Origin of the sequence: Cribrihabitans marinus, from assembly GCF_900109035.1 — a bacterium.
In the GTDB taxonomy this organism is placed as follows: domain Bacteria; phylum Pseudomonadota; class Alphaproteobacteria; order Rhodobacterales; family Rhodobacteraceae; genus Cribrihabitans; species Cribrihabitans marinus.
In genome coordinates this window covers 13,550-35,432 of record NZ_FNYD01000009.1, presented here as the reverse complement: position 1 = coordinate 35,432, position 21,883 = coordinate 13,550, and the positions used below count along the sequence as shown (strand labels likewise).

25 protein-coding genes are annotated in these 21,883 nt (G+C 65.3%); 5 read left to right on the top strand and 20 right to left on the bottom strand.

Features of this window, described 5'->3' with window-relative positions; genetic code table 11:
- Positions 1–12: 12 nt before the first annotated feature.
- Together ppk2 and BMX57_RS15165 are read right to left on the bottom strand one after the other, a co-directional pair.
- A complete protein-coding gene (gene ppk2 / locus BMX57_RS15170; RefSeq protein WP_092368951.1) occupies positions 13–930 on the bottom strand; it encodes a polyphosphate kinase 2 in 918 nt (305 codons plus the stop codon).
- Positions 931–1,091: 161 nt separating this feature from the next.
- Complete coding sequence (locus BMX57_RS15165) at positions 1,092–1,550, bottom strand: Lrp/AsnC family transcriptional regulator (RefSeq protein WP_092368948.1); 459 nt, start codon at positions 1,548–1,550, stop codon at positions 1,092–1,094.
- A gap of 136 nt (positions 1,551–1,686) precedes the next feature.
- On the opposite strand from BMX57_RS15165, the gene ald reads away from it, so the two are divergent.
- A complete protein-coding gene (gene ald / locus BMX57_RS15160; RefSeq protein WP_092368945.1) occupies positions 1,687–2,805 on the top strand; it encodes an alanine dehydrogenase in 1,119 nt (372 codons plus the stop codon).
- A gap of 39 nt (positions 2,806–2,844) precedes the next feature.
- Here ald and BMX57_RS15155 read toward each other — a convergent pair whose 3' ends face one another.
- The 12 genes from BMX57_RS15155 to pyk all read right to left on the bottom strand — a co-directional run bounded on the left by BMX57_RS15155 (position 2,845) and on the right by pyk (position 13,188).
- Positions 2,845–3,651: a mechanosensitive ion channel family protein gene (locus BMX57_RS15155; protein ID WP_092368942.1), complete on the bottom strand. Its 807-nt coding sequence runs from the start codon at positions 3,649–3,651 to the stop codon at positions 2,845–2,847.
- Positions 3,652–3,750: 99 nt separating this feature from the next.
- Positions 3,751–4,185: a large conductance mechanosensitive channel protein MscL gene (gene mscL / locus BMX57_RS15150; protein ID WP_092368939.1), complete on the bottom strand. Its 435-nt coding sequence runs from the start codon at positions 4,183–4,185 to the stop codon at positions 3,751–3,753.
- Between the two features lie 154 nt (positions 4,186–4,339).
- Positions 4,340–4,795 (bottom strand): YtoQ family protein, encoded by a 456-nt coding sequence (locus BMX57_RS15145; RefSeq protein ID WP_092368936.1) that lies wholly within the window; start codon positions 4,793–4,795, stop codon positions 4,340–4,342.
- Between the two features lie 27 nt (positions 4,796–4,822).
- Positions 4,823–7,219 carry a phenylalanine--tRNA ligase subunit beta gene (gene pheT / locus BMX57_RS15140; protein ID WP_092368933.1) on the bottom strand — a complete coding sequence of 799 codons (2,397 nt, stop codon included), beginning with the start codon at positions 7,217–7,219 and terminating at the stop codon, positions 4,823–4,825.
- Positions 7,220–7,297: 78 nt separating this feature from the next.
- Positions 7,298–8,089: a CE1 family esterase gene (locus BMX57_RS15135; protein WP_092368930.1), complete on the bottom strand. Its 792-nt coding sequence runs from the start codon at positions 8,087–8,089 to the stop codon at positions 7,298–7,300.
- A gap of 58 nt (positions 8,090–8,147) precedes the next feature.
- On the bottom strand, positions 8,148–8,426 hold the full coding sequence (locus BMX57_RS15130) for a YrhK family protein (protein WP_092368927.1): 279 nt from the start codon (positions 8,424–8,426) through the stop codon (positions 8,148–8,150).
- A 51-nt stretch (positions 8,427–8,477) separates the two neighbouring features.
- Positions 8,478–9,551, bottom strand: a complete 1,074-nt coding sequence (gene pheS / locus BMX57_RS15125) for a phenylalanine--tRNA ligase subunit alpha (RefSeq protein ID WP_092368924.1) — start codon at positions 9,549–9,551, stop codon at positions 8,478–8,480.
- A gap of 89 nt (positions 9,552–9,640) precedes the next feature.
- Entirely contained in the window at positions 9,641–10,396 is a 756-nt protein-coding gene (locus BMX57_RS15120; protein ID WP_092368921.1) for a MauE/DoxX family redox-associated membrane protein, read from the bottom strand.
- Positions 10,393–10,875, bottom strand: coding sequence for a DUF305 domain-containing protein (locus BMX57_RS15115; RefSeq protein ID WP_092368918.1), 483 nt, complete (start codon positions 10,873–10,875; stop codon positions 10,393–10,395). The genes BMX57_RS15120 and BMX57_RS15115 overlap by 4 nt, the downstream gene beginning before the upstream one ends.
- A gap of 147 nt (positions 10,876–11,022) precedes the next feature.
- Positions 11,023–11,388, bottom strand: coding sequence for a 50S ribosomal protein L20 (rplT, locus tag BMX57_RS15110; protein ID WP_092368915.1), 366 nt, complete (start codon positions 11,386–11,388; stop codon positions 11,023–11,025).
- Positions 11,389–11,402: 14 nt separating this feature from the next.
- Complete coding sequence (gene rpmI, locus BMX57_RS15105) at positions 11,403–11,603, bottom strand: 50S ribosomal protein L35 (protein ID WP_092368912.1); 201 nt, start codon at positions 11,601–11,603, stop codon at positions 11,403–11,405.
- A 139-nt stretch (positions 11,604–11,742) separates the two neighbouring features.
- Positions 11,743–13,188, bottom strand: a complete 1,446-nt coding sequence (gene pyk / locus BMX57_RS15100) for a pyruvate kinase (protein WP_092368909.1) — start codon at positions 13,186–13,188, stop codon at positions 11,743–11,745.
- Between the two features lie 117 nt (positions 13,189–13,305).
- Here pyk and BMX57_RS15095 point away from each other — a divergent pair, with 117 nt between their 5' ends.
- The 3 genes from BMX57_RS15095 to BMX57_RS15085 are packed head-to-tail and all read left to right on the top strand — an operon-like array spanning position 13,306 to position 14,692.
- Positions 13,306–14,043: an N-formylglutamate amidohydrolase gene (locus BMX57_RS15095; protein WP_092368906.1), complete on the top strand. Its 738-nt coding sequence runs from the start codon at positions 13,306–13,308 to the stop codon at positions 14,041–14,043.
- A 44-nt stretch (positions 14,044–14,087) separates the two neighbouring features.
- Positions 14,088–14,327 carry a DUF6868 family protein gene (locus BMX57_RS15090; RefSeq protein ID WP_092368904.1) on the top strand — a complete coding sequence of 80 codons (240 nt, stop codon included), beginning with the start codon at positions 14,088–14,090 and terminating at the stop codon, positions 14,325–14,327.
- Positions 14,328–14,377: 50 nt separating this feature from the next.
- Positions 14,378–14,692 carry a DUF1244 domain-containing protein gene (locus BMX57_RS15085; protein WP_092368901.1) on the top strand — a complete coding sequence of 105 codons (315 nt, stop codon included), beginning with the start codon at positions 14,378–14,380 and terminating at the stop codon, positions 14,690–14,692.
- A 10-nt stretch (positions 14,693–14,702) separates the two neighbouring features.
- Here BMX57_RS15085 and BMX57_RS15080 read toward each other — a convergent pair whose 3' ends face one another.
- From BMX57_RS15080 to dgcN, 4 genes are all read right to left on the bottom strand, one after another.
- A complete protein-coding gene (locus BMX57_RS15080) occupies positions 14,703–16,457 on the bottom strand; it encodes an adenylate/guanylate cyclase domain-containing protein (RefSeq protein WP_092368898.1) in 1,755 nt (584 codons plus the stop codon).
- 81 nt (positions 16,458–16,538) lie between these two features.
- On the bottom strand, positions 16,539–17,399 hold the full coding sequence (locus BMX57_RS15075; protein ID WP_092368895.1) for a D-amino-acid transaminase: 861 nt from the start codon (positions 17,397–17,399) through the stop codon (positions 16,539–16,541).
- Between the two features lie 10 nt (positions 17,400–17,409).
- Entirely contained in the window at positions 17,410–18,375 is a 966-nt protein-coding gene (dgcA, locus tag BMX57_RS15070) for an N-acetyl-D-Glu racemase DgcA (protein WP_092368892.1), read from the bottom strand.
- 74 nt (positions 18,376–18,449) lie between these two features.
- The gene (gene dgcN, locus BMX57_RS15065; RefSeq protein ID WP_092368889.1) at positions 18,450–19,451 is read right to left on the bottom strand and encodes an N-acetyltransferase DgcN; all 1,002 of its coding nucleotides are present in this window, start codon (positions 19,449–19,451) and stop codon (positions 18,450–18,452) included.
- A gap of 295 nt (positions 19,452–19,746) precedes the next feature.
- Between dgcN and BMX57_RS15060 the strand changes: the two genes are divergently transcribed.
- A complete protein-coding gene (locus BMX57_RS15060) occupies positions 19,747–20,709 on the top strand; it encodes an L-malyl-CoA/beta-methylmalyl-CoA lyase (protein WP_092368886.1) in 963 nt (320 codons plus the stop codon).
- 5 nt (positions 20,710–20,714) lie between these two features.
- Here BMX57_RS15060 and BMX57_RS15055 read toward each other — a convergent pair whose 3' ends face one another.
- Positions 20,715–21,302: a PA14 domain-containing protein gene (locus BMX57_RS15055; RefSeq protein WP_092368883.1), complete on the bottom strand. Its 588-nt coding sequence runs from the start codon at positions 21,300–21,302 to the stop codon at positions 20,715–20,717.
- Positions 21,303–21,423: 121 nt separating this feature from the next.
- Positions 21,424–21,876 carry an Lrp/AsnC family transcriptional regulator gene (locus BMX57_RS15050; RefSeq protein WP_092368881.1) on the bottom strand — a complete coding sequence of 151 codons (453 nt, stop codon included), beginning with the start codon at positions 21,874–21,876 and terminating at the stop codon, positions 21,424–21,426.
- Positions 21,877–21,883: the final 7 nt, after the last annotated feature.

Below are 21,883 nucleotides of genomic sequence, written 5' to 3'. Positions count from 1 at the left end.
AGAGAACCGGTCTCAGTATACTTTCGGCACGTACAACTCGTCGGGCAGAACACGGCGTTCATAGTCGGGGTTGTAACGGCGGTCCGGCAGGGTGACCTTTTCGCTCGGCACCTCCTCGTAGGGGATGCGGGTGAGCAGGTGTTCGATGCAGTTCAGGCGCTCGCGCTTCTTGTCATTGCCCTCGACGATGTACCACGGCGCCTCGTCGATATTGGTACGCTCGAACATCTCTTCCTTGGCCTTGGTATAGGCCTCCCAGCGGATGCGCGATTCCAGGTCCATCGGCGACAGCTTCCACTGCTTCATCGGGTCGTGGATGCGCATGAGAAAGCGCAGTTGCTGCTCTTCGTCGGTGATCGAGAACCAGTATTTCAGCAGGATGATGCCCGACCGCACCAGCATGCGTTCGAATTCCGGAACGTCCTGGAAGAACTGTTCCACCTGGTCTTCGCTGGCGAATCCCATCACCCGCTCGACGCCGGCGCGGTTGTACCAGGAGCGGTCGAACAGCACGATCTCGCCGCCGGCCGGCAGATGCGGCACGTAGCGCTGGAAATACCACTGGCTCTGCTCACGGCGGTTCGGCGCCGGCAGCGCGACGACGCGGGCCACGCGGGGGTTCAGCCGCTGCGTGATACGCTTGATGACACCGCCCTTGCCGGCACTGTCGCGCCCCTCGAACAGGATGCAGACCTTGGCGCCGGTGTGCTGGACCCAGTCCTGAACCTTGATCAGCTCGGCCTGCAGCCGCAGCAGATTTCGGAAATAGACCCTGCGGTCCAGCATGTCGGGATGATGCTCGCGATAGATCTTGCGGATCTCCATCGACAGCATCGGTTCGCTGAACTCGATCTCGATATCCTCGTCCAGCGTGTCCTGAAGTTCGGCCTCGAGCCAGTCGAGGGAGGGATCGTCGGATTTCTCGGTCAAGTTCTGCTCCTTTGCCTTTTGTCGTGACGGTGCGCGGGACGGTTCCGCCGCCTGCCCGGCCCTGCCGGCCACCAGTCTCTGAATGATACCCGTCTCTTATGAGGGTACGCGTCGCACCGGACAAGGGACTGAATTGCCACAGACACCGCGAGCCAGCCGTCTCAGATCGGCAGGGCGGTGGTCTTGAACACGGTGCGCAGCGCAAAGGACGATTGCATCTGAGCCACCCCCGGCAGGCGCGACAGGTACTGGCGGTGGATCCGTGCGAAATCCTCGGTGTTCTCGGCCACGACCTTGAGCACGTAATCCGCCGTGCCGGCCATCAGGTGACACTCCAGAACATCCGGAATGCGAGATACCGACTTTTCAAAAGCGTCCAGCAGTTCCTCGGCCTGGCCCTGAAGGGTGATTTCCACGAAGACCGTAGTCGGCACGCCCAGCTTGCGCGCATCCAGAAGGGCGACATAGTCGCGAATATAGCCGTCCGCCTCAAGCCGCTGCACCCTTCGGTGACAGGCCGAGGGCGACAGGTTGACCGCATCGGACAGGTCCGAATTCGACATCCGCCCCTTGACCTGGAGCGCGCCCAGGATCTTGCGATCCGTTGCATCAAGCGCCATTCATGCTCATCCCTTGCAGCGTTTGTCTGATTGATCGAAGAATATTCTCAAGACGAGGTTCATGGCGAGGGTTTTTCACAAGAAATCCGGGTGGCAACACGGCAGGATGCGCGCGAGACCGAAAGGGAGGTGAATCATGAAGATCGGATGCCCGAGAGAGATCAAACCGCAGGAGTTCCGCGTCGGCCTGACGCCCAACGCGGCGCGCGAGGCCGTGGCGCATGGCCACAGCGTCATTATCGAAACCCAGGCCGGGGCCGGCTCGGGCTTTGACGACGCGGCCTATGTCGATGCCGGCGCCGAGATCGTCGGCACCGCCGAAGAGGTGTTTGCCACTGCCGAGATGATCGTCAAGGTCAAGGAACCGCAGGCGGTCGAGCGCAAGATGCTGCGCGAGGGCCAGCTTCTGTTCACCTATCTGCATCTGGCCCCGGATCCGGACCAGACCCATGACCTGCTGGCCTCGGGCTGCACGGCCATCGCCTATGAGACCGTCACCGACGACCGCGGCGGGTTGCCGCTGCTGGCGCCGATGTCCGAGGTGGCCGGGCGCCTCGCCCCGCAGGTGGGCGCCTGGACCCTGCAAAAGGCCAATGGCGGGCGCGGCGTGCTGATGGGCGGCGTGCCCGGCGTCGGCCCGGCCAGGGTGGTCGTGATCGGCGGCGGTGTCGTCGGCACCCATGCGGCCCGGATCGCCGCCGGCATGGGCGCGGATGTCACAGTGCTGGACCGGTCGCTGCCGCGTCTGCGCTATCTCGACGACGTGTTCCGCAGCGAGTTCAAGAACCAGTATTCCACCGCCGGCGCCACCGCCGAGCTGATCCAGGAGGCGGACATGGTGATCGGCGCGGTGCTGATCCCCGGTGCAGCCGCACCCAAGCTGATCTCGCGCGAGCAGCTGTCCACCATGAAGCCCGGCGCGGTGCTGGTGGATGTTGCCATCGACCAGGGCGGCTGTTTCGAGACCTCCAGGGCCACGACCCATGCCGACCCGATCTATGAGGTGGACGGGATCATGCATTACTGCGTGGCCAACATGCCGGGCGCCGTGGCGCGCACCTCGACCATCGCGCTTGGCAACGCCACTCTGCCCTTCCTTCTGGCGCTGGCCGACAAGGGCTGGCGGCAGGCCTGCCTGGACGACCCGCACCTGATGGCCGGGCTGAACGTGCATGCCGGGAAGCTGACCTATTACGCCGTCGGCAAGGCACTGGGCATCGATGTCGTCACGCCTGCCGTCGCCATCCGCAGCTGACAAACACGGCCCGGCGCCCTGCACGCGCCGGGCCGTTCCTCAGCTGGCCTTCTTGATCTCGACCGTGTGCGGATAGGGGATCGAGATGCCCTGCGCGTCGAACGCTTCCTTGATCGTCTTGGTCAGTGCGAATTTCAGATCCCAGTAGTCACCGGCATCGCACCACAGCCGCGCGGTCAGATCGACCGAGCTGTCGCCAAGATTGGTCACCCGCGCCCAGGGTTCGGGATCGGCGTGCACCCGATCGTCGGCGCGCGCGGCGTCCAGGATGATGCCCATCGCCTTGTCGGCGCTGTCGCCATAGTCGATGCCGAACACCAGGTCCACGCGCCTTGTGTCATGGGCCGAGTAGTTGGTGATGATCGACCCCCAGGATTGCCCGTTCGGAACGATGATCTGAACGTTGTCCGGCGTCACAAGCTCGGTGGTGAAGAGGTTGAGATCCTTGACCGTGCCCGAAGTGCCGCCGATATCGACGAACTGGCCCAGCTTGTAGGGGCGGAACACGATCAGCATCACGCCGGCGGCCAGGTCGCTCAGCGTGCCCTGCAGCGCCAGACCGATGGCCAGGGTCGCCGCGCCCAGAACCGCGACGATGCTCGTGGCCTCGATACCGAACAGGCCCAGGACGGCCACCAGCACCATCGCCAGGATCGCCCATTTGACGACGCTGGACAGGAAATTGCCCAGCGTCGGGTCGATATGGGGCGTGGAGTTTACCCGCCGCCGCACGGCCGCGCCCAGCGCCCCCGCAACGATCCAACCCACGATCAGCACCACCAGCGCCTTGGCGGCGCTGACGATCACCGGCAGATAGCCTTCGGCCCCAGCAATCATGTCTTCCATGTCTTTTTCCTCAATTGTCACTCACGATACCGGCAGAAAAGGAAACGCCCCAATGCGGGGCGCTCCGGTCGGCAAGCAAAGGTTCGGCGCCGGTCCGGCTCAACCTTTCTGCAGCGAATTGCGGATTTCAAGAAGAACATCCAGTTCGGTCGGACCCGCCGGTGCCTCCTTGGCCTTTACCTCTTCTTCGGCAACGGCCGAATCCTTGGCCTTGTTGACGGCCCGGACCAGCATGAAGACGACCCAGGCGATGATGAGGAAGTTCAAGACGGCCATGAGGAACGAACCATAGGCGAAAGCCGCCGCCCCGGCCTCGCGCGCCGCCTCCAGCGAGGGGTATTCGGTGGCATCACCCCCCAGAACGATAAACTTGTTGGTGAAATCCACCCCGCCGGTGAACAGCCCGACGATCGGGTTGATCAGATCATCGACCATCGCCTTGACGATCGCGGTGAATGCCGCGCCGATGATGATGCCCACCGCCATGTCCATGACATTGCCCTTGGCGATGAAATCCTTGAATTCCCGAAGCATGTATTTCTCCCAATTCCCTGTTGATGAATGGCCCGGCGGGGACGGAATGGCCCGCAGGGTGCCCGAGGATTGCCGGAACAGGGAAGAAAAGAAACGGGGAAGTTTGACCGGCACGGCGCACCGGCCCAAATGCGGGCCGACCGCCTTGACCGGGTCAGCTGCCGGCGGGCAGCTGACCGTCCAGCACATAGCGCAGGATCGCCACGACCTGCTGCGGTGTGCGGGCCACCGCCAGCGCGGCAGCATCCACCTCCTTGAGCGGGTGGTCATGCTCGGGCGGGTGCAGCACGATCAGCGACTTGCCCAGCGCGGCGGCATAGCCTGCGTCGAAGGCCGCGTTCCATTGCTTGTATTTCTCGCCGAAGCGCACCACCACCACATCGGCATCGGCGATGCCCTTGCGGGTGCGGATCGCGTTCACCATCGCGCCCTTGTGGTCATGCCAGTACTTGTCGGGCTCCTCGCCCAGGATCGCCACGCCGCAATCGTCGCTGGCGTCATGGTCGGTGACCGGTGCGGCGAACTCAACGTCCAGGCCTGCGGCGCCCTCGACGATCTGCTCGCGCCAGTCGGTGTGGATCTCTCCGGACAGATAGACCTTGAACGGCATCTTGCGTCTCCTTCTTTCGGCTGCCGGTCAGGCGCGCAGAACGCCGCCGGTCGCCTTGGCAACCTTCTCGACGATCCGCGCGCTGACCGCTTCGATGTCGGCCTCTTTCAGCGTCTTGTCCGACGGCTGCAGGCGCACGGTGATGGCCAGGCTTTTCTTGCCGTCGCCCAGGCTGCCGCCGATGAATTCGTCAAAGACGCGCACCTCCTCGATCAGCGCCTTGTCTGCCCCGGCTGCGGCATTGACCAGCGCCAGCGCCTCGACATCTGCGTCGACGACAAAGGCGAAATCGCGCTCGACGGCCTGCAGATCGCGCAGTTCCAGCGCGGATCGCGCGGCCCCGGCCTTGCGCGGCATCGGCACCTCGTCGGGCCAGATCGTGAAGGCCATCGCCGGCCCCTTCACGTCCAGTGCCTGCAACACGCGCGGGTGCAGCTCTCCGAACACGCCCAGCACCTTCCTTGGCCCCAGGCAGATCATGCCATGCCGGCCGGGATGCCACCAGTCATTTGCGCCGCGCAGGATCTGCACCTTGGCCGGCGCACCGATCGCGGCCAGAACCGCCTCGGCATCGGCCTTGACGTCGAATACATCCACGGCGCGCGAGGCGCCATGCACGTCCTTGGGCCCGGTGCGCCCGACCAGCAGGCCGGAGATCAGCGTGTGCTGTTCGCCCGGCTCACCGCCGTGAAAGGCGGGACCGGCCTCGAACAGCGCCATGTCCATGAAACCGCGCGCCTGGTTGCGTGCCGCGGCCTGCAACAGGCCGGGCAGCAGCGCCGGGCGCATGTGGCTCATCTCGGAGCTGATCGGGTTTTCCAGCCTGGTCGCATCGTCGCCGCCGCCGAACAGCGCCGCCGAGGCCTGGTCGATGAAGGAATAGCCGACACATTCGTTGTAGCCGAGCGCGGCGCAGGTGCGCCGTGCCATCTGCAGCCGGCGCTGGCGCGGGGTCATGACCGGTTTCGGGATGCCCTCGGTCACCCGCGGCAAGGGCTTGCCCTGCAGCCGGGTCAGCGACGCCACGCGCGCCACCTCTTCGACCAGGTCGGCCTCGCCCTGCACGTCGGGCCGCCAACTGGGCACCTGTGCCATATTGCCGTCCAGCGTGAAACCCAGCCGCGTCAGGGTCTGGCGCTGCTCGCTTTCGGGGATGTCCATACCGACCAGCGACTGCACCCGCGCGGGGTCCAGCCGATAGGCGCGGGAATGATCCGGCACCGCACCGGCGACCACGACCTCCGAGGCCTCGCCGCCGCAGATATCCAGGATCATCTGCGTGGCGTGCTCCAGCCCCGGCAGGGTGAATTCGGGATCGACGCCGCGCTCGAACCGGTAGCGCGCATCCGAGTTGATCTTGAGCGTGCGGCCGGTCATGGCGATCTGGACGTGATCCCAGAACGCGCTTTCCAGGAACACGTTGACCGTCTCGCCGGTCACGCCGGTTGCCTCACCGCCCATGATGCCGGCAATGCTCTCGGGGCCGCTGTCGTCCGAGATGACCATCATGCCCAGCTCGAACGTGTATTCCTTCTCGTCGAGCGCCTGCAAGGTCTCGCCGCCCTTGGCCCGGTGAATGCGCAGGTTGCCCCGCACCTTGTCGGCGTCGAAGACATGCAGCGGGCGGTTGTGGTCGAAGGTCATGTAGTTGGTGATGTCCACCAGCGCCGAAATCGGACGCAACCCGATGGCCTTGAGCTGGTCCTGCAGCCATTGCGGGCTGGGCCCGTTGCGCACGTCGCGGATCAGCCTGCCGGTGAACAGCGGGCAGCCGTCCAGCGTGTCGGCGTCGATGCTCACCTGGATCGGGCTCTCGAACGCTCCCGGCACGGGGGCGATATCGCGGGCCTTGAGCGTGCCCAACCCGCGCGCCGCCAGATCACGCGCGATGCCCTCGACGCCCAGCGCGTCGGGCCGGTTGGGGGTGATGGCGATCTCGATCACCGGGTCGACCTTGGCGGGGTCGTTCTCGGCCAGCCAGTCGACGAAGCGGTCGCCCACCGCGCCCGAGGGCAGCTCGATGATGCCGTCATGCTCTTCGCTGAGCTCCATCTCGCGTTCCGAGCACATCATGCCGTGGCTTTCGATGCCACGGATCTTGCCGATCCCGATCGTGGTGTCGATGCCCGGCACATAAGTGCCCGGCTTGGCGATCACCGCTGTGATCCCCTCGCGCGCATTGGGCGCGCCGCAGATGATCTGCAACTCGCCCGTATCGGTCTGCACCTTGCACACCCGCAGCTTGTCGGCATCGGGGTGCTTTTCGGCATGGGTCACGTGGCCCAGAGTGAAGTCCTTGAGCCGCTCGGCAGGGTCGAACACCTCCTCGACCTCCAGACCCAGGTCGGTAAGCGCCTCGGTGATCTCGGCGACGCTGGCGTCGGTGTCGAGATGGTCTTTCAGCCAGGAAAGCGTGAACTTCATGTCGCGGGCCTTTGGGCAGGGAATTCCGGTCGCAAGAGGCAATGGCAAAGAATGGCGATGGGCGCAAGCCTTGGGGGCTTACGGGTAGCTGGGTGTGCGGCCCAGAAGCTCGTCCAGCTGCCGCCCGATCCAGCCATGCGGGATGAAATGCCCGCCAGGATGCAGATCCAGCGTCACGCGCCCCTTTGCGCAATCGGACCATTCGGTGCGGGTCAGCACCAGAAAGGGTTTAACCTGCCAATCACCCGCCGGCGTCGCGCTGCCGCAGTCCAACTTTCGCCGCCACAGGGCGACGGGATGCGTCGTATCCCCGCCCGGCCCCATCGGGAAATCCATCACCGTATCCTTCAGCCCATGCACATGCCGCACCTCGCGCGGGGCCTGCGGGCAGGGTTCGTCCTGCGACAGGGTGCCGGCAACCGCCAGCAGGGCAGCCACCCCGTTGCCGTTCTGGCAGGCATATCGCCAGGCCATGGCCGCGCCGTAGGAATAGCCCGAGACGTAGATGCGCGCGCGGTCCACGGGATAGCGGCGGGCGACGTCCTCAAGCACCAGCGCGGCAAATCCCACATCCTCGGTGTCGGCGGTCCAGAAATCCCAGGTCTTGCGCCGCCCGTTCGGCGCCACCAACAGCACGCCGCGCAGCCGCGTCGCCCCGGCGATGCGCGGGTGCTTGACCACCAGGTCGCCCTGCCGCTGCCAGCCGTGGAAATGCAGCAGCACCGGCAAGGGCGTCTGCCCGTCCCAGCCGTCGGGCTCGAGCACGTGATAGGAGCGGTCGCCGAGTGGACAGGCAGTCTGGCCGCCGCAGCCATTGGCGGTCGCCTGCACGGCCCAGAACAGAAGCGGGATCAGGACAAGGCGGATCATGCGCCGGAGCCTAGCGACTGCGCCGGGGCTGTCATGTCACGAAACCGTGGGATCGGGCCTATTTCTCCAGCCGGTCGGCCAGGTCATCCACATCGCCGATCGCCGCCAGCTTCAACTCGCGAACCAGCCTGAGCGTGGGTTTCGCCGCGAAACACAGCGAGCCCGTCAGGAACAACCAGGTGCCGAACCTCTCCCAATCCGGCGAGAAGAACATGATCGAGCCGATGACGAAGAGAATGGCGGCGGTGAAATCGACGAGGGTATAGACGATCTCGAACGCCGCGTAGATGCGGCGTTGCCGGTCGCTGCCGTGCTGGCGGTCCCTTGAAAACAGCATCCCGTGTCCCTCCGATCCGCCCTGTAGGATGGGGTTCAACCCCATCCTACGTCACCTGCTCAGCCCGCCGTGCAGGTTCGGCATGTCCAGCGCCGCAAAGCCGTAGTGGCGCAGCCAGCGCAGGTCGCTGTCAAAAAACGCCCGCAGGTCGGGAATACCGTATTTCAGCATCGCCAGCCGGTCGATGCCGATGCCGAAGGCAAAGCCCTGATAGATCTCGGGGTCGATGCCGCCGGCGGCGATGACCTTGGGATGCACCATGCCGCTCCCGAGGATCTCCATCCAGTCGTCGCCCTCGCCGATCTTCAGCGCGCCGCCCTCCCAGGAACAGCGGATATCGACCTCGGCCGAGGGCTCGGTGAACGGGAAATGCGAGGCGCGGAAGCGCAGTTCCACGTCGTCGATCTCGAAGAAGGCACGGCAGAACTCCTCCAGCACCCATTTCAGGTTGGCCATCGAGATGTCGCGGTCCAACGCCAGCCCCTCGACCTGGTGGAACATCGGCGTGTGGGTCTGGTCGTAATCGGCGCGGTAGACACCGCCGGGGCAGATGATGCGGATGGGTGCGCCATGCGCTTCCATGCTGCGGATCTGCACCGGCGAGGTATGCGTGCGCAGCACATGCGGCGGCCGGTTGTCGCCCTCGGCCCGCGCCATGTAGAACGTGTCCATCTCGGCCCGCGCCGGGTGGTGGCCGGGGATGTTGAGCGCGTCGAAATTGTACCAGTCGTTCTCGATCCGGGGCCCCTCGGCGACGGAGAAGCCCAGTTCGGCGAAGATCGCGGTCAACTCCTCGGTGGCCTGAGTGATCGGGTGCAGCGTGCCCTGGCGGCGCGGACGGCCCGGCAGGGTCACGTCCAGCCATTCGCCGCGCAGCCGCTCGTCCAGCGCGGCATCGGCCAGCGCGGCCTTCTTGGCGGCCAGCGCCGAGGTGATCTCGGATTTCAGCGCGTTCAGCGCCGGACCGGCCTCCTGACGCTCTTCGGGCGTCATCTTGCCCAATTCGCGCATCTTCAGGCTGACCTCGCCCTTCTTGCCCACGGCGGCCACCCGGATCGCTTCCAGCGCCGCCTCGTCGCCCGCATCGGCGATCTGCCCGAGATATTTTGCCTTTAGCTCGTCCATGACGGCCCCCTGAACCTGCTTGGCGTTCTGCTACCACAGACGGCGCGATACGCAAGACCCGAGGGCCGCGCCACAGGTCGAAGCGGCCGTCATCCGGCAAGCATCCAGATCCCCATGCCGGCCATCATCAGGTTCTCGGTCAGGGAGACGAACCCCAGCGGCACGTCGCTGCTGCCGCCCATGCAGGCGCATTTCAACTCGCGCTTGTCGATATAGACCGCCTTGAACACCGAAACCGCACCAACGGTGCCGACCAGCAAGGCCAGCGGCGCGGCAATCCAGGTCAGGACGCCGGCCAGCATCAGCAGACCGGCAAGCCCCTCGGCGAAGGGATAGAAATAGCCGTAGGGCACAAACCGCCGCGCCAGCAGGTCGTAGTTGAGAAACATGGTCGAGAAGCTTTCGACATCCCGCAGCTTCTGCAGGGCCAGCAGGCACATGGAGATGGCGATGAACCACTGGAACACGCGCGGATCCGCCAGCGTCCCGAAGGCCACCGAGCCCGCCGACACCGCCAGCCCCAGGGCCATTGCAAAAAGAGCGATGACGGGAGTGTAAGTGGTCTCGCCCTCGCCCCGCAGCGGCATGCCCAGATAGGCGCGAAGCTCTTCATAGCCGCCGATGCGCTCGCCACCGACATAGGTCTGCGGCGTGGTGTCGACACCCACCTCGTTCATGAAGCGGTCGGTTTCTTCTCGCGTGGTCAAGGGATGGTCCTCGACCTTGTAGCCACTCCAACGCAGCAGCGCTTTGGATTTCAATCCGAATGGGCAATGGTGCTCCGGCATCTCCATACGGTAGAGGCGCGCGTCCGCGTTACTGGTATTCGCTCGGATATCGGTCATTTTCCGTCAATCTCCGGTGTAGCGGCAGGCCCACCTTCCAGGTCGGTGATCAGGGCCTTCATCTCGGCGATTTCCAGGCGCTGCGCGGAGATGATCTCTTCGGCCAGGTTGCGCACGCGCGGATCCGAAAGCTCGGCCCGTTCGCTGGTCAGGATCGCGATGGAATGGTGTGGGATCATGGCCCGCATCCACGACTCGTCCTGCACCGTCGTCTGGCTGCGCAACAGCCAGAGGGAGGCGATGAAAACGCCGGTTGCCCCCAGCAAGATCGCGAGATTGGCCGCCTTGCTTTTGTACATGCCAAGCATGAAGGCGAGCATGACCGCAGCCATCACGGCCCCCATATAAAGCGCCATGTAAAGACGCGTTTCACTGAACATCACGTGGTCCAGCGCATAAGAGTTCAGATACATCAACCCGAACATTATGACGGTCGCCGTGGCGATCATTGCGAGGAATCTGAGATATGAGTATGTCATGAAGCCTCCGTCCGATTTCTGCTTGGTACCCTAGTAAACAAGGTTCCAGCGCAGGAAGGTTCCACGCAAGGCGCGCAAGGGCAGGGCGAAAACGCGAAAAGGCCGCCCCGAACGGGACGGCCTCACCGGAAACTGCTTCGGTCAGGATCAGGCGCTGAGCGCGCCTTTGGCCTGCTCGACGATCGCGCCGAACGCCTCGGGCTCGTGCACGGCCAGGTCGGCCAGCACCTTGCGGTCGACCTCGATGCCGGCCAGGGTCAGCCCGTTGATGAAGCGGCTGTAGGTCAGCGCCTCGTCATGGCTGCGCACGGCGGCGTTGATCCGCTGGATCCACAGGGCGCGGAAATTGCGCTTGCGGTTCTTGCGGTCGCGGGTTGCATACTGGTTGGCCTTGTCGACGGCCTGACGCGCCACCTTGAAGGTGTTCTTGCGGCGGCCATAGTAACCTTTGGCGGCCTTGACGACCTTCTTGTGACGGGCGTGAGTGACGGTTCCACCTTTAACGCGGGACATGGATCAATCTCCTCTTAGCGGTCGTAGGGCATGAAGCCCTTGACGATCTTGGCGTCGGGGGCGGACAGGGTCGTGGTGCCGCGCGCGTCGCGGATGAACTTCTTGGTCCGCTTGATCATGCCGTGGCGCTTGCCAGCCTGGGCCGCAAGCACCTTTCCGGTGGCAGTCACCTTGAAGCGTTTCTTGGCGCTTGCCTTGGTCTTCATCTTGGGCATTTCCGTCTCCAGTCTTGAGCTTCGGTTCACGCACGACTCGGCATGCCTCATTGGGCCGGCCGCACGAATAAAGGCGCCGTGTACGAAAGAGCGGCGCGGCTTGCAAGCGGTTTTTGCGGGCCTGCGCCGCCTGCGGGGGTCAGCCCGGATCGGTGTTGTAAATCAGGCGTTCGTCGCAGGGCGCCACCCGCAGGATGTTGGTCGTGCCCGGAACGTTGAAGGGCACGCCGGCGGTGACCACGATCTGGTCGGTCTCGGTCGCAAAGCCCGCGGCCCGTGCCGTCCGCGCCGCCGAAACCACCGCGCCCTTGAACCGCTCAAGCTCGGGCGTCATCACGCAATGGCAGCCCCAGCTGAGGCAGAGCCGGCGCGAGGTGCCCAGAAGCGATGTCATTGCGATGATCGGCACACCTGGACGCTCGCGCGCGGTCAGCAGGGCGGTGGTGCCGGATTGGGTGAAACAGCAGATCGCCTTGATGTCGGTCTTTTCCGCGATCTCGCGCGCCGCGGCGACGATGGCGTCGGCCACAGTGCTGCCGCTCGATGTGCGCGAGGCCGAGATGATCTGCTCATAGGTCGGGTCGGCTTCGACCTCGATGGCCACGCGGTCCATCGTCGTCACCGCCTCGATCGGGTAGGATCCGGCCGCCGATTCCGCGCTGAGCATGATGGCGTCGGTGCCTTCGTAGATGGCAGTGGCCACGTCCGAGACCTCGGCGCGGGTGGGCATCGGGCTTTCGATCATGCTCTCCAGCATCTGCGTGGCCACGATCACCGGCTTGGCGGCCGCCCGGCACTTGCGCACCAGCCGCTTCTGGATCGGCGGCACCGCCGAGACCGGCAATTCCACGCCCAGGTCGCCGCGTGCGACCATGATCCCGTCCGACGCGTCAAGGATGTCCTCGAACGCCTCGACGGCGGCGGGTTTCTCGATCTTGCTGAGGATCGCAGCACGGCCGTCGGCCAGTTCGCGCGCCTCGAACACGTCCTTGGCGCGCTGCACGAAGGACAGCGCCAGCCAGTCGACGCCCAGCGCGCAGACGAATTCCAGGTCGTCGCGGTCCTTCTCTGACAGGGCGGCCAGCGGCAACACCACGTCCGGCACGTTCACGCCCTTGCGGTTCGAGATCGTGCCGCCGGTCTCGACGCGGCAATTGGCGAAATCGGATCCGCACTCCTCGACGGTCAGGCGGATCTTGCCGTCATTGACCAGAAGCCGCGCGCCGGGTTCGAGCGCGTCGAAAATCTCCTTGTGGGGCAGGCACACGCGCGTGGCGTCACCCGGTGCCGGGTCGAGATCGAGACGGAAGGCCGCGCCCTCCTCGAGCTCTTCGGCCTCGTTGCCGAACACGCCGACGCGCAGCTTGGGGCCCTGCAGATCGGCCAGGATCGCGATCGGGCTGTCGAGATCCTTCTCGACCTGCCGGATGATCTCGTGCTTGGCGCGGATTTCCTCGTGGCTGCCGTGGCTCATGTTCAGGCGGAACACATCGGCGCCGGCCTCGTGCAGGGCCCGAATCGTCTCGTAGGTTTCGGACGCCGGTCCCAGCGTCGCAACGATCTTCACTTTCCTCAGACGTCGCATGTCGCAGCCCTCCTCGACGCGGTACTGTTACCGCAAACATTGTGCGGGACGCTTATGGCGCAATTCCCATTTGCAGGCAACTGCCCTAAACAGCGCCTGACAACTTGTGACAGGCACATGACATACTCACCCTTTTTCATCCACGGCGAGGACCGCCCGTCTCGCTGGCTGATTACCTGCGATCACGCCACGAACACGGTGCCGCCGCAGGTCAACGGCGGCGATCTGGGTCTGCCGCGAGAGGACATGGAGCGTCACATCGCCTATGATGTCGGCGCCTATGGCGTGGCCCAGCACCTGGGCGAAGTGCTGAACGCGCCGGTGATCGCGGCCAACTTCTCGCGCCTGGTGATCGACCCAAACCGCGGCGAGGACGATCCGACCCTGCTGATGAAGCTCTATGACGGATCGGTCATCTCCGGCAACCGCCATGCCGACGCGGCCGAGCGCGCCCGGCGGCTGGACCTGTGCTATCGCCCCTACCACGAAGCGCTGGCCCGCATGGCCGCCCTGCCCCATGCGGTGATCGTGTCGATCCATTCCTTCACCCGCCAGCTGCGCGGACGCGAACCGCGGCCCTGGCACGTGAGCGTGCTGCACACCAGCGACGACCGGTTCGCGCGTCCGCTGGTCGACCGGCTGCGCGCCGAGGCGGACCTGTGCGTGGGCCGCAACCAGCCCTATTCCGGCCATCTGCCCGGCGATTCGATCGACCGGCATTGCACCGCGCATGGCCGGCCCAACGCCCTGATCGAACTGCGCAACGACCTGATCGCCGACACCGCCGGCCAGCGCGCCTGGGCCGAACGGCTGGCCGCTTCGTTCAAGGATGCCCTGGCCGAAAGCGGCTTGTGAGCGGCCCCGTTCACGCCCATATCTGACCATGAAAGGAGGCGCAGATGACCGAAGACATGCTGACCACCGTGTTCGGGTGGATGGCGGTCCTGAACATCGCCTTCCTGGGAATCACAACGCTGATGATCGTCGTCCTGCGGGACCGGATCGCCGAGATTCACGGACGCATGTTCGAGATGGAGCCCGCCGAGGTCCGCAAGGCCTATTTCAGGTATCTCGCCAACTACAAGATCCTGACCCTGGTATTCTGCCTGATGCCCTGGATCGCACTGAAGCTCGCCTGATACAAACCGGACCGAGGCACACCGCAAGACATCAAGACAGGAAGAATGCCATGACCCCGCAGACCCAGACCGAACTGGAAGCCGCCGCATTCCGCCGGCTGCGCAAGCACCTGATGGAAGACCGCACCGACGTGCAGAATATCGACCTGATGAACCTGGCCGGCTTCTGCCGCAACTGCCTGAGCCGCTGGTACCAGGAAGCGGCCAACGCGCAGGGCATCGAGATGACCAAGGAAGAAGCGCGCGAGATCTATTACGGCATGCCCTATGACGACTGGAAGGCCGCGCACCAATCCGAGGCCAGCCCGGAACAACAGGCCGCGTTCAAGGTCGCGTTCAAGGAAAACGTGACCGACAAGGGCTGATCCGCCGTGTTCAATTGATGGCGGCCGCCGTTTCGACGGCGCCCTGTTGCGGCGGCGCCGGCAGCCCTGCATGGCGCAGGCGTCCGATCAACCTGTCCAGCACTGCCGCGTCGCTGAACAATTCCTGCGACACCACGTACTCCACCGACAGGCTGGGATCGTCGGTCAGGGCCTCGGCAATGATCGCCCTGGCGCGGTCCTCGTCCCCTTGCGCCACACGTGCGGCCGCGCGATAGCACCGGGTTCGCCGCGTCTGGAACGGCAGGTTCCGAGCCGCGGCGCCAACCTCGTCATACCGGCCCTGCACATAGAGCGCACAGATGCGCTCTTCGGCGATCCAGACCGGCAGGAACGGGTCAAGCGCCTCGGCCCGCTCCAGCAGGTCCAACGCTCGTTCGGGCTCACCGACAAAGCTGTAGAATGCCGCACATCGGCCGATGATGTAGGCGTCGTTCGGGGCCAAGCTCATGGCCCGCTCGTGATGGCGCCGGCTGGCGTCGTGGTCCCGGTGAAGCTTGATCATCAGAACGCCGAAGATCCGGTGCAGCTCGGGATCGGCCGGATCCAGCTCCATCGCCCGGTTCAGCAGCATTTCGGCCTGGCGCAGGTCGAAATCGGGGCGGTAGGACCACGCGCAGACCTCCATCGCGAAGGGCCGGGCGAAATTGGGGTCTGCGGTCTGCGCCTTGTGAAACCAGTCGATCGCCCGGTTCACATGGCTTTGGTCGATGCCGCTTAGACGGTGATGCCAAAGACCGCGCAGGTAGAATTCGTAGGCCGACATATTCTCGGGGCGCGCCACCCGAGAGGCCCGGGTTTCCTGGTTGTCGATGCGCCCCGAAACCGTGGCCGCGACCCGCGCCGTCAACTCGTCCATCGCAACGAGTATTTCGTCAAAGCCGCTCTGGATGCGCTCGCTCCAGACCAACGCCCCGGTGGCGGTCTCACTCAGCGAGATGTTCAGCCGGACCCGATCGCCGTGCTTGCGCAGCGACCCGGTCAGCAGGAATTTCACACCCAGGCTTTTGCCGATCTCGATGGGATCCTGGCCGTCGAGTGTATGCGACGCGGTACGCGAACTGACGAAGAGCGACCGGAACTGGCCCAGTTCGTGGACCAGGTCGTCGGTCAGCCCCTCGGACAGGAAGCGTTGGTCGTCATCCTCGTCGCCCGCGGTCCGAAACGGCAGGACTGCGACCGAGTTCGGCCGGATGCGCTGGCGCGGTTCTGCCACAGTCGGCGCCACCTGGTAGACGTGCCGGTCAACCGTCGAGTCCACACGGAACACGCGCACCGGATCTGGCATGCCCCTGAGATCCTGCGGCCCGAGATCGGAAAAGCTGCAGGGAGAGACCCGCTGGACATGGGCATGCAGCTGTTCGGACACGTCGATCTCGCCGGGATCGGCGGCCGACTGGATTCGCGCGGCAAGATTGACGCCGTCGCCCTTCAGGTCGGATCCGTCGGTCACCACATCCGCCACGTGCAGGCCGAACCGCATCTTGCGGTGGCACGGCACGGGCAAGCCACCGAGCCGGGCCCGCGCGTCGATCGCCGAGCGCAGCGCGCCGACCGGGCTGGGGAACTCGGCCAGAAGCGCATCGCCGGCGGTACTGAACACCCGCCCGCCATTGCGCGTGACACAGTCCCGCACCAGTGAAAGCGCGTCAGATATGCGTGTGATCGCGGCTTCCTCGTCGGAGGCCATCTGGCCAGTCGAGTCCACAAAATCCGCGACCATCAGGGCCGCCAGCTTCCGTTCCATCAGTCACCCCGAGGGAGGTCCTCAAGGTGACGATAGGACAATTCGGAAGAATTCGGAAACGATACCGATGCGCGCCGCGGCTCAGATCGCCGCCTTGCGGCTCTCCTCGATGTAGATTTCGCGCAAGCGTGTGGCGACCGGACCGGGCACGCCCTCGCCGAGGGCCACACCGTCGATCTCGACGACCGGCATCACGAAGGCGCTGGCCGAGGTGGTGAACGCCTCATCCGCCGCTTTCGCCTCGTCGATCGTGAACAGCCGCTCCTCGACCTGCATCTGCGCCTCTTCGGCCAGCCGAAGCACGGCCTTGCGGGTGATCCCGTGCAGGATGTCTTTCGACAGCGGCCGGGTCACGATGGTGCCGTTCTTGACGAAATAGGCATTGTTCGACGTGCCCTCGGTGACATGGCCGTCCTCGATCATCCAGGCATCGTCCGCCCCGGCGGCCTTGGCCATCATCTTGCCCATCGACGGATAAAGCAGTTGCACCGTCTTGATGTCGCGCCGGCCCCAGCGGATGTCGTCGATCGAGATGATCTTCGCACCCTTCCGCGCGGCGGGGTTGTCGGCAAGCCCAGGCTTGCTTTGGGTGAACAGCACCAGCGTGGGCGGGGTATCGGCGGCCGGAAAGACAAAATCGCGGTCGCCATCCGACCCGCGGGTGACCTGAAGATAGACCAGCCCCTCCTCGATGCCGTTGCGCCGCACCAGCTCGCGGTGGATCTCCAGCAACTCCTCCTTCGAGCAGGGTTCGGCCATGTCCAGCTCGTCCAGCGACCGTTTGAGCCGGACCGCGTGCCCGTCGAAGTCGATCAGCTTGCCGTCCAGAACGCTGGTCACCTCATAGACCGCATCGGCCATCAGGAACCCCCGGTCGAAGATCGAGACCTTGGCCTCATGGTCCGGCAGGTAGTCGCCATTCACGTAAACGGTTCGGGTCATGTCTTTCTCCTCAGCCCCAGAGCGCCGCATCGGGCGGGTGCACGCCGTCCGCGTCGAAGCGCAACGGCGTGTCGCGGTCTTCGGCCAGAAGCAGCGGGCCGTCAAGATCCGTCACCATCGCCCCCTGCGCCACAAGGGTCGCGGGCGCCATCGCCAGGGACGACCCGACCATGCAGCCCACCATGACGCCGAAGCCCCGGGCGCGGGCCGCCTCGCGCAGCGCCAGCGCCTCGGTCAGGCCGCCGGTCTTGTCCAGCTTGATATTGACCACATCGTATTTGCCCTCCAGCCCGGCCAGGCTGGCCCGGTCATGGCAGCTTTCGTCGGCGCAGACCGGCACCGGTCGGTCGATCCCGGACAGCGCCACGTCCTCACCCGCCGGCAGCGGCTGTTCGACCAGCGCCACGCCCAGCCGGACCAGGTGCGGGGCCAGATCGGCATAGATCTCCGCCGACCAGCCCTCGTTGGCATCGACGATGATCCGGGCCTCGGGCGCGCCGGCACGCACCGCTTCCAGCCGCGGCATGTCGTCGGGCGTGCCCAGCTTGATCTTGAGCAGCGGCCGATGGGCTTGCTTGGCGGCCTGCGCGCGCATCGCCTCGGGGCTGTCGAGCGACAGGGTGTAGGCGGTGATCTCCGGCCCCGGCGCGGGCAAGCCCGCCAGGTCCCAGACCCGCCGGCCCGCGCGTTTCGCCTCGAGATCCCACAGCGCGCAATCCAAGGCGTTGCGGGCCGCTCCGGCTGGCAGCCGCTCCAGCAGCACCTGCCGGTCGAACCGCTCGGGCAGGCCGCGGATCTGCGCCTCGACCGACTCCGGCGTCTCGTCATAGCGGGCATAGGGCACACATTCGCCCCAGCCGCGATCCGCGCCGTCGCTCAGCCTAACGGTCAGCACCTTCGCCTCGGTGCGCGACCCCCGCGAGATGGTGAACACCTGCGCCAGGCGGAACACGTCGCGCGTCACGTCAATCTGCACGGGGCGTCTCCTTCATCTTTTTGCAAATACTCCCGCCGGAGGCATCCGCGATCTCAACCGGCACGCCCATTGGATCACAGGGCGGCCAGCGCATCCACCAGCTTGCCCGCGCCGAACCGGTAAGGGTCGGTCGCCGGCAGGCCCATGCGCGTTTCGACCTCGTCCAGATAGGCGCGCGCGGCATCCTCGGCCATGTGCTGCGTGTTTACCGAGATGCCCGTGACCTGGCAGGCCGGGTTGGCCACACGTGCCAGCGGCAGCGCGGTGTCCCGCAACACTTCGAGCGACGGCAACGCATAATCCGGCAGGCCGCGCATATGCGTGCGGGTCGGCTCATGCGCCAGGATCAGCGCATCGGGCTGGCCGCCGTGGATCAGCGCCATCGTCACCCCTGAATACGAGACATGGAACAACGAGCCCTGCCCCTCGATATGGTCCCAGTGATCGTCGTCATTGTCGGGCGTCAGGTATTCCACCGATCCGGCCATGAAATCGGCGATCACCGCATCCAGCGGAACGCCATGCCCGGTCACCAGGATGCCGGTCTGGCCGGTCGCCCGGAAGGTCGATTTCATCCCGCGCGCCCGCATCTCGGCATCCATCGACATGGCGGTGTACATCTTGCCCACCGAGCAGTCGGTGCCGACCGCGAGGCACCGCTTGCCGCGCCGTTTCTTGCCATTGGCGATCGGATACCACACGGTCGGTACGCGCACGTCATGCAACGTGCCGCCGTGCATCTGGGCCGCCGCAACCAGGTCGCGTTCCTCGCGCATCAGATTGTGCAGCCCCGAAGCCAGGTCATAGCCCATGCGCAGGGCCTCGATCAGCACATCCTTCCACGCCTGGCTGATGACACCGCCGCGGTTGGCAACACCGATCACCAGCGTTCTGGCCCCGGCCGCTTGCCCCTCGGCCAGGGTCATGTCGGTCAGGCCCAGATCAGCGCCGCATCCCGGCAGGCGCAGCTGGCCCACCGCGTTTTCGGGCCGCCAGTCCTTGATCCCCTGGGCCACTTTAGCGGCCAGGCTGTCGGGCGCGTCGCCCAGGAACAACAGATACGGTGTCTCGATCATCGCGCTTCGCTCCCTTGATTCCGGTGAACCCTAGTGCAGCCGCGCGACGAGTGCATCTCGTTCTGCACCGGACCGACCCGCGGCGGAGCAATCCTGTCCCGCAATTTCCGCTCAATGCACAAGATTCTTCGGAATTCTTGCGGTGATGAAGATTTCATCATCCCGAAAACCGCCACCTGCGGCGGATGCTGCGCATGCGATGCTGCATCCGCACAAAACGCCTTGCAGCCCGTCGCGCAATTTAATACTGCCTGAGGTCAGGACTACGCAACTTCCTTACACGAGGTGTTCCAGTATGAGCTTCCGTATCCAGCCCGCCGCGCCCGCACGTCCCAATCGCTGCCAGCTGTTCGGGCCCGGCTCGAACACCAAGCTTTTCGCCAAGATGGCGGCCTCGGCGGCCGATGTCATCAATCTCGATCTCGAGGATTCGGTGGCGCCCACCGACAAGGAGCTGGCCCGCGCCAACGTGATCGAGGCCATCGGCGACGTCGACTGGGGCAACAAGTATCTGTCGGTGCGCATCAACGGGCTGGACACCCCCTGGTGGTATCGCGATGTGGTCGACCTGCTGGAGCAGGCCGGCGACCGGCTGGACCAGATCATGATCCCCAAGGTCGGCTGCGCAGCCGATGTCTATGCCGTGGACGCCCTGGTCACGGCGGTCGAGCACGCCCGGGGCCGCGACAAGCCTGTCTCGCTGGAGGTCATCATCGAATCCGCCGCCGGCATCGCCCATGTCGAGGAGATCGCGGCGAGCAGCCCGCGCCTGCAGGCGATGAGCCTGGGTGCTGCGGATTTCGCCGCGTCGATGGGGATGCAGACCACCGGCATCGGCGGCACGCAGGAGAATTACTACATGCTGCAGGACGGCGCGAAACACTGGTCGGATCCCTGGCACTGGGCGCAGGCGGCGATCGTGGCTGCCTGCCGCACGCATGGTGTCCTGCCCGTGGACGGCCCGTTCGGCGATTTCAGCGATGATGACGGGTTCATCGCCCAGGCCCGACGCTCGGCGACCCTGGGCATGGTCGGCAAATGGGCCATCCACCCCAAGCAGATCGCCCTGGCCAACCAAGTCTTCACCCCCTCGGACGAGGCGGTTGCCGAGGCGCGCGAGATCCTGGCCGCGATGGCGGATGCAAAGGCCCGCGGCGACGGCGCAACGGTCTACAAAGGCCGGCTTGTCGACATCGCCTCGATCAAGCAGGCCGAGGTGGTGGTGACCCAGGCCGAACTGATCGCCGAGACCGGCTGAGGCGCCTATTTTCGGCCAAACGCCGAATTGGGCACCCATTGCATGCGCTTGCCCTTGGGGGCCCAACGCATCATCAGGCAGGACGTGTTCAGCCGGTTGAAATAGGTCGCGTCGAACTTGTACCAGCCGGCGGCCGGCACCTCGACATCATATTGATAGGTGCTGTCGCAGGTCTGTCGGCCGTCGAAATGGCCGACCCTCTGCCCCGAGATGCGCGCGTCCAAACCGTCATTGGTGAAGAAGTCCAGCGTGTAAATGCCCGGCTGGTCGAACCGGATGTAGCCCGAGATCTGCGCGGCCACGTTCTGATCCGACTTCGACGTCAGGGTGTTCTCGCCCAGGTTCGTATCGCGGTAGTCAAGGCCACGCAGCGGTTTGCCGCGCTCGGCGCCGGCCTGCAGAACGGATCGCGCATGATTGAGGAACTTGATGTCCTTGCCCGAGCCCTTGCCATACGCGTAGACCACAGACAGCCCGGGCTTGAGCCCGGACGGTTGCGGCTGGGCCGGTGTCAGCTTGAGCGTCTTGGCGCCGGCGACCGACGCACCGAGAATGCACAGAACGGCCAGCAGCGCCGTGAATGCGGATTTCATGACAATCTCCCTATCGGTTGTCCTTGGGGCAGCGCCAGCTTCGAACGTCCGGCTGCTGCCCATCCCGCAAGAACCTATTGGGCAACCTGCCCAACGGCAAGATGGTTCGGCGCCGCCGCCCTCAGCCCCGCCGATCCTTGGGAGAGCCCATCACCACGTAGGACGTGATCGACGTCACATGCGGCAGCGTACCCAGAACATCGGTGTGAAACGTCTTGTAGCTGGGCAGGTCCGGGCACTCGACCCGCAGCAGGTATTCGATGGTGCCGGTGATGTTGTGGCATTCCACCACCTCGGGCGCGCCCTGCAGGGCACGTTCGAAAGCCTCCTGCGCCGCCTTGGTGTGCTCGCCCAGGCCCACGCCGATATAGGCGACGAACCCGATCCCCAGCGCCGCCGGGTTCAGAACCGCGCGGTAGCCCGTGATGACGCCCGACCGCTCCAGGTCCTGCACCCGCCGCAGGCAGGCCGAGGGCGACAGGCCCACCCGCTCGGCCAGTTCCAGGTTGGCGATGCGCCCGTCGTGCGAGAGTTCGCGCAATATTCGGCGGTTCAAGTCGTCCAGCTTTGCCATTGGTTGC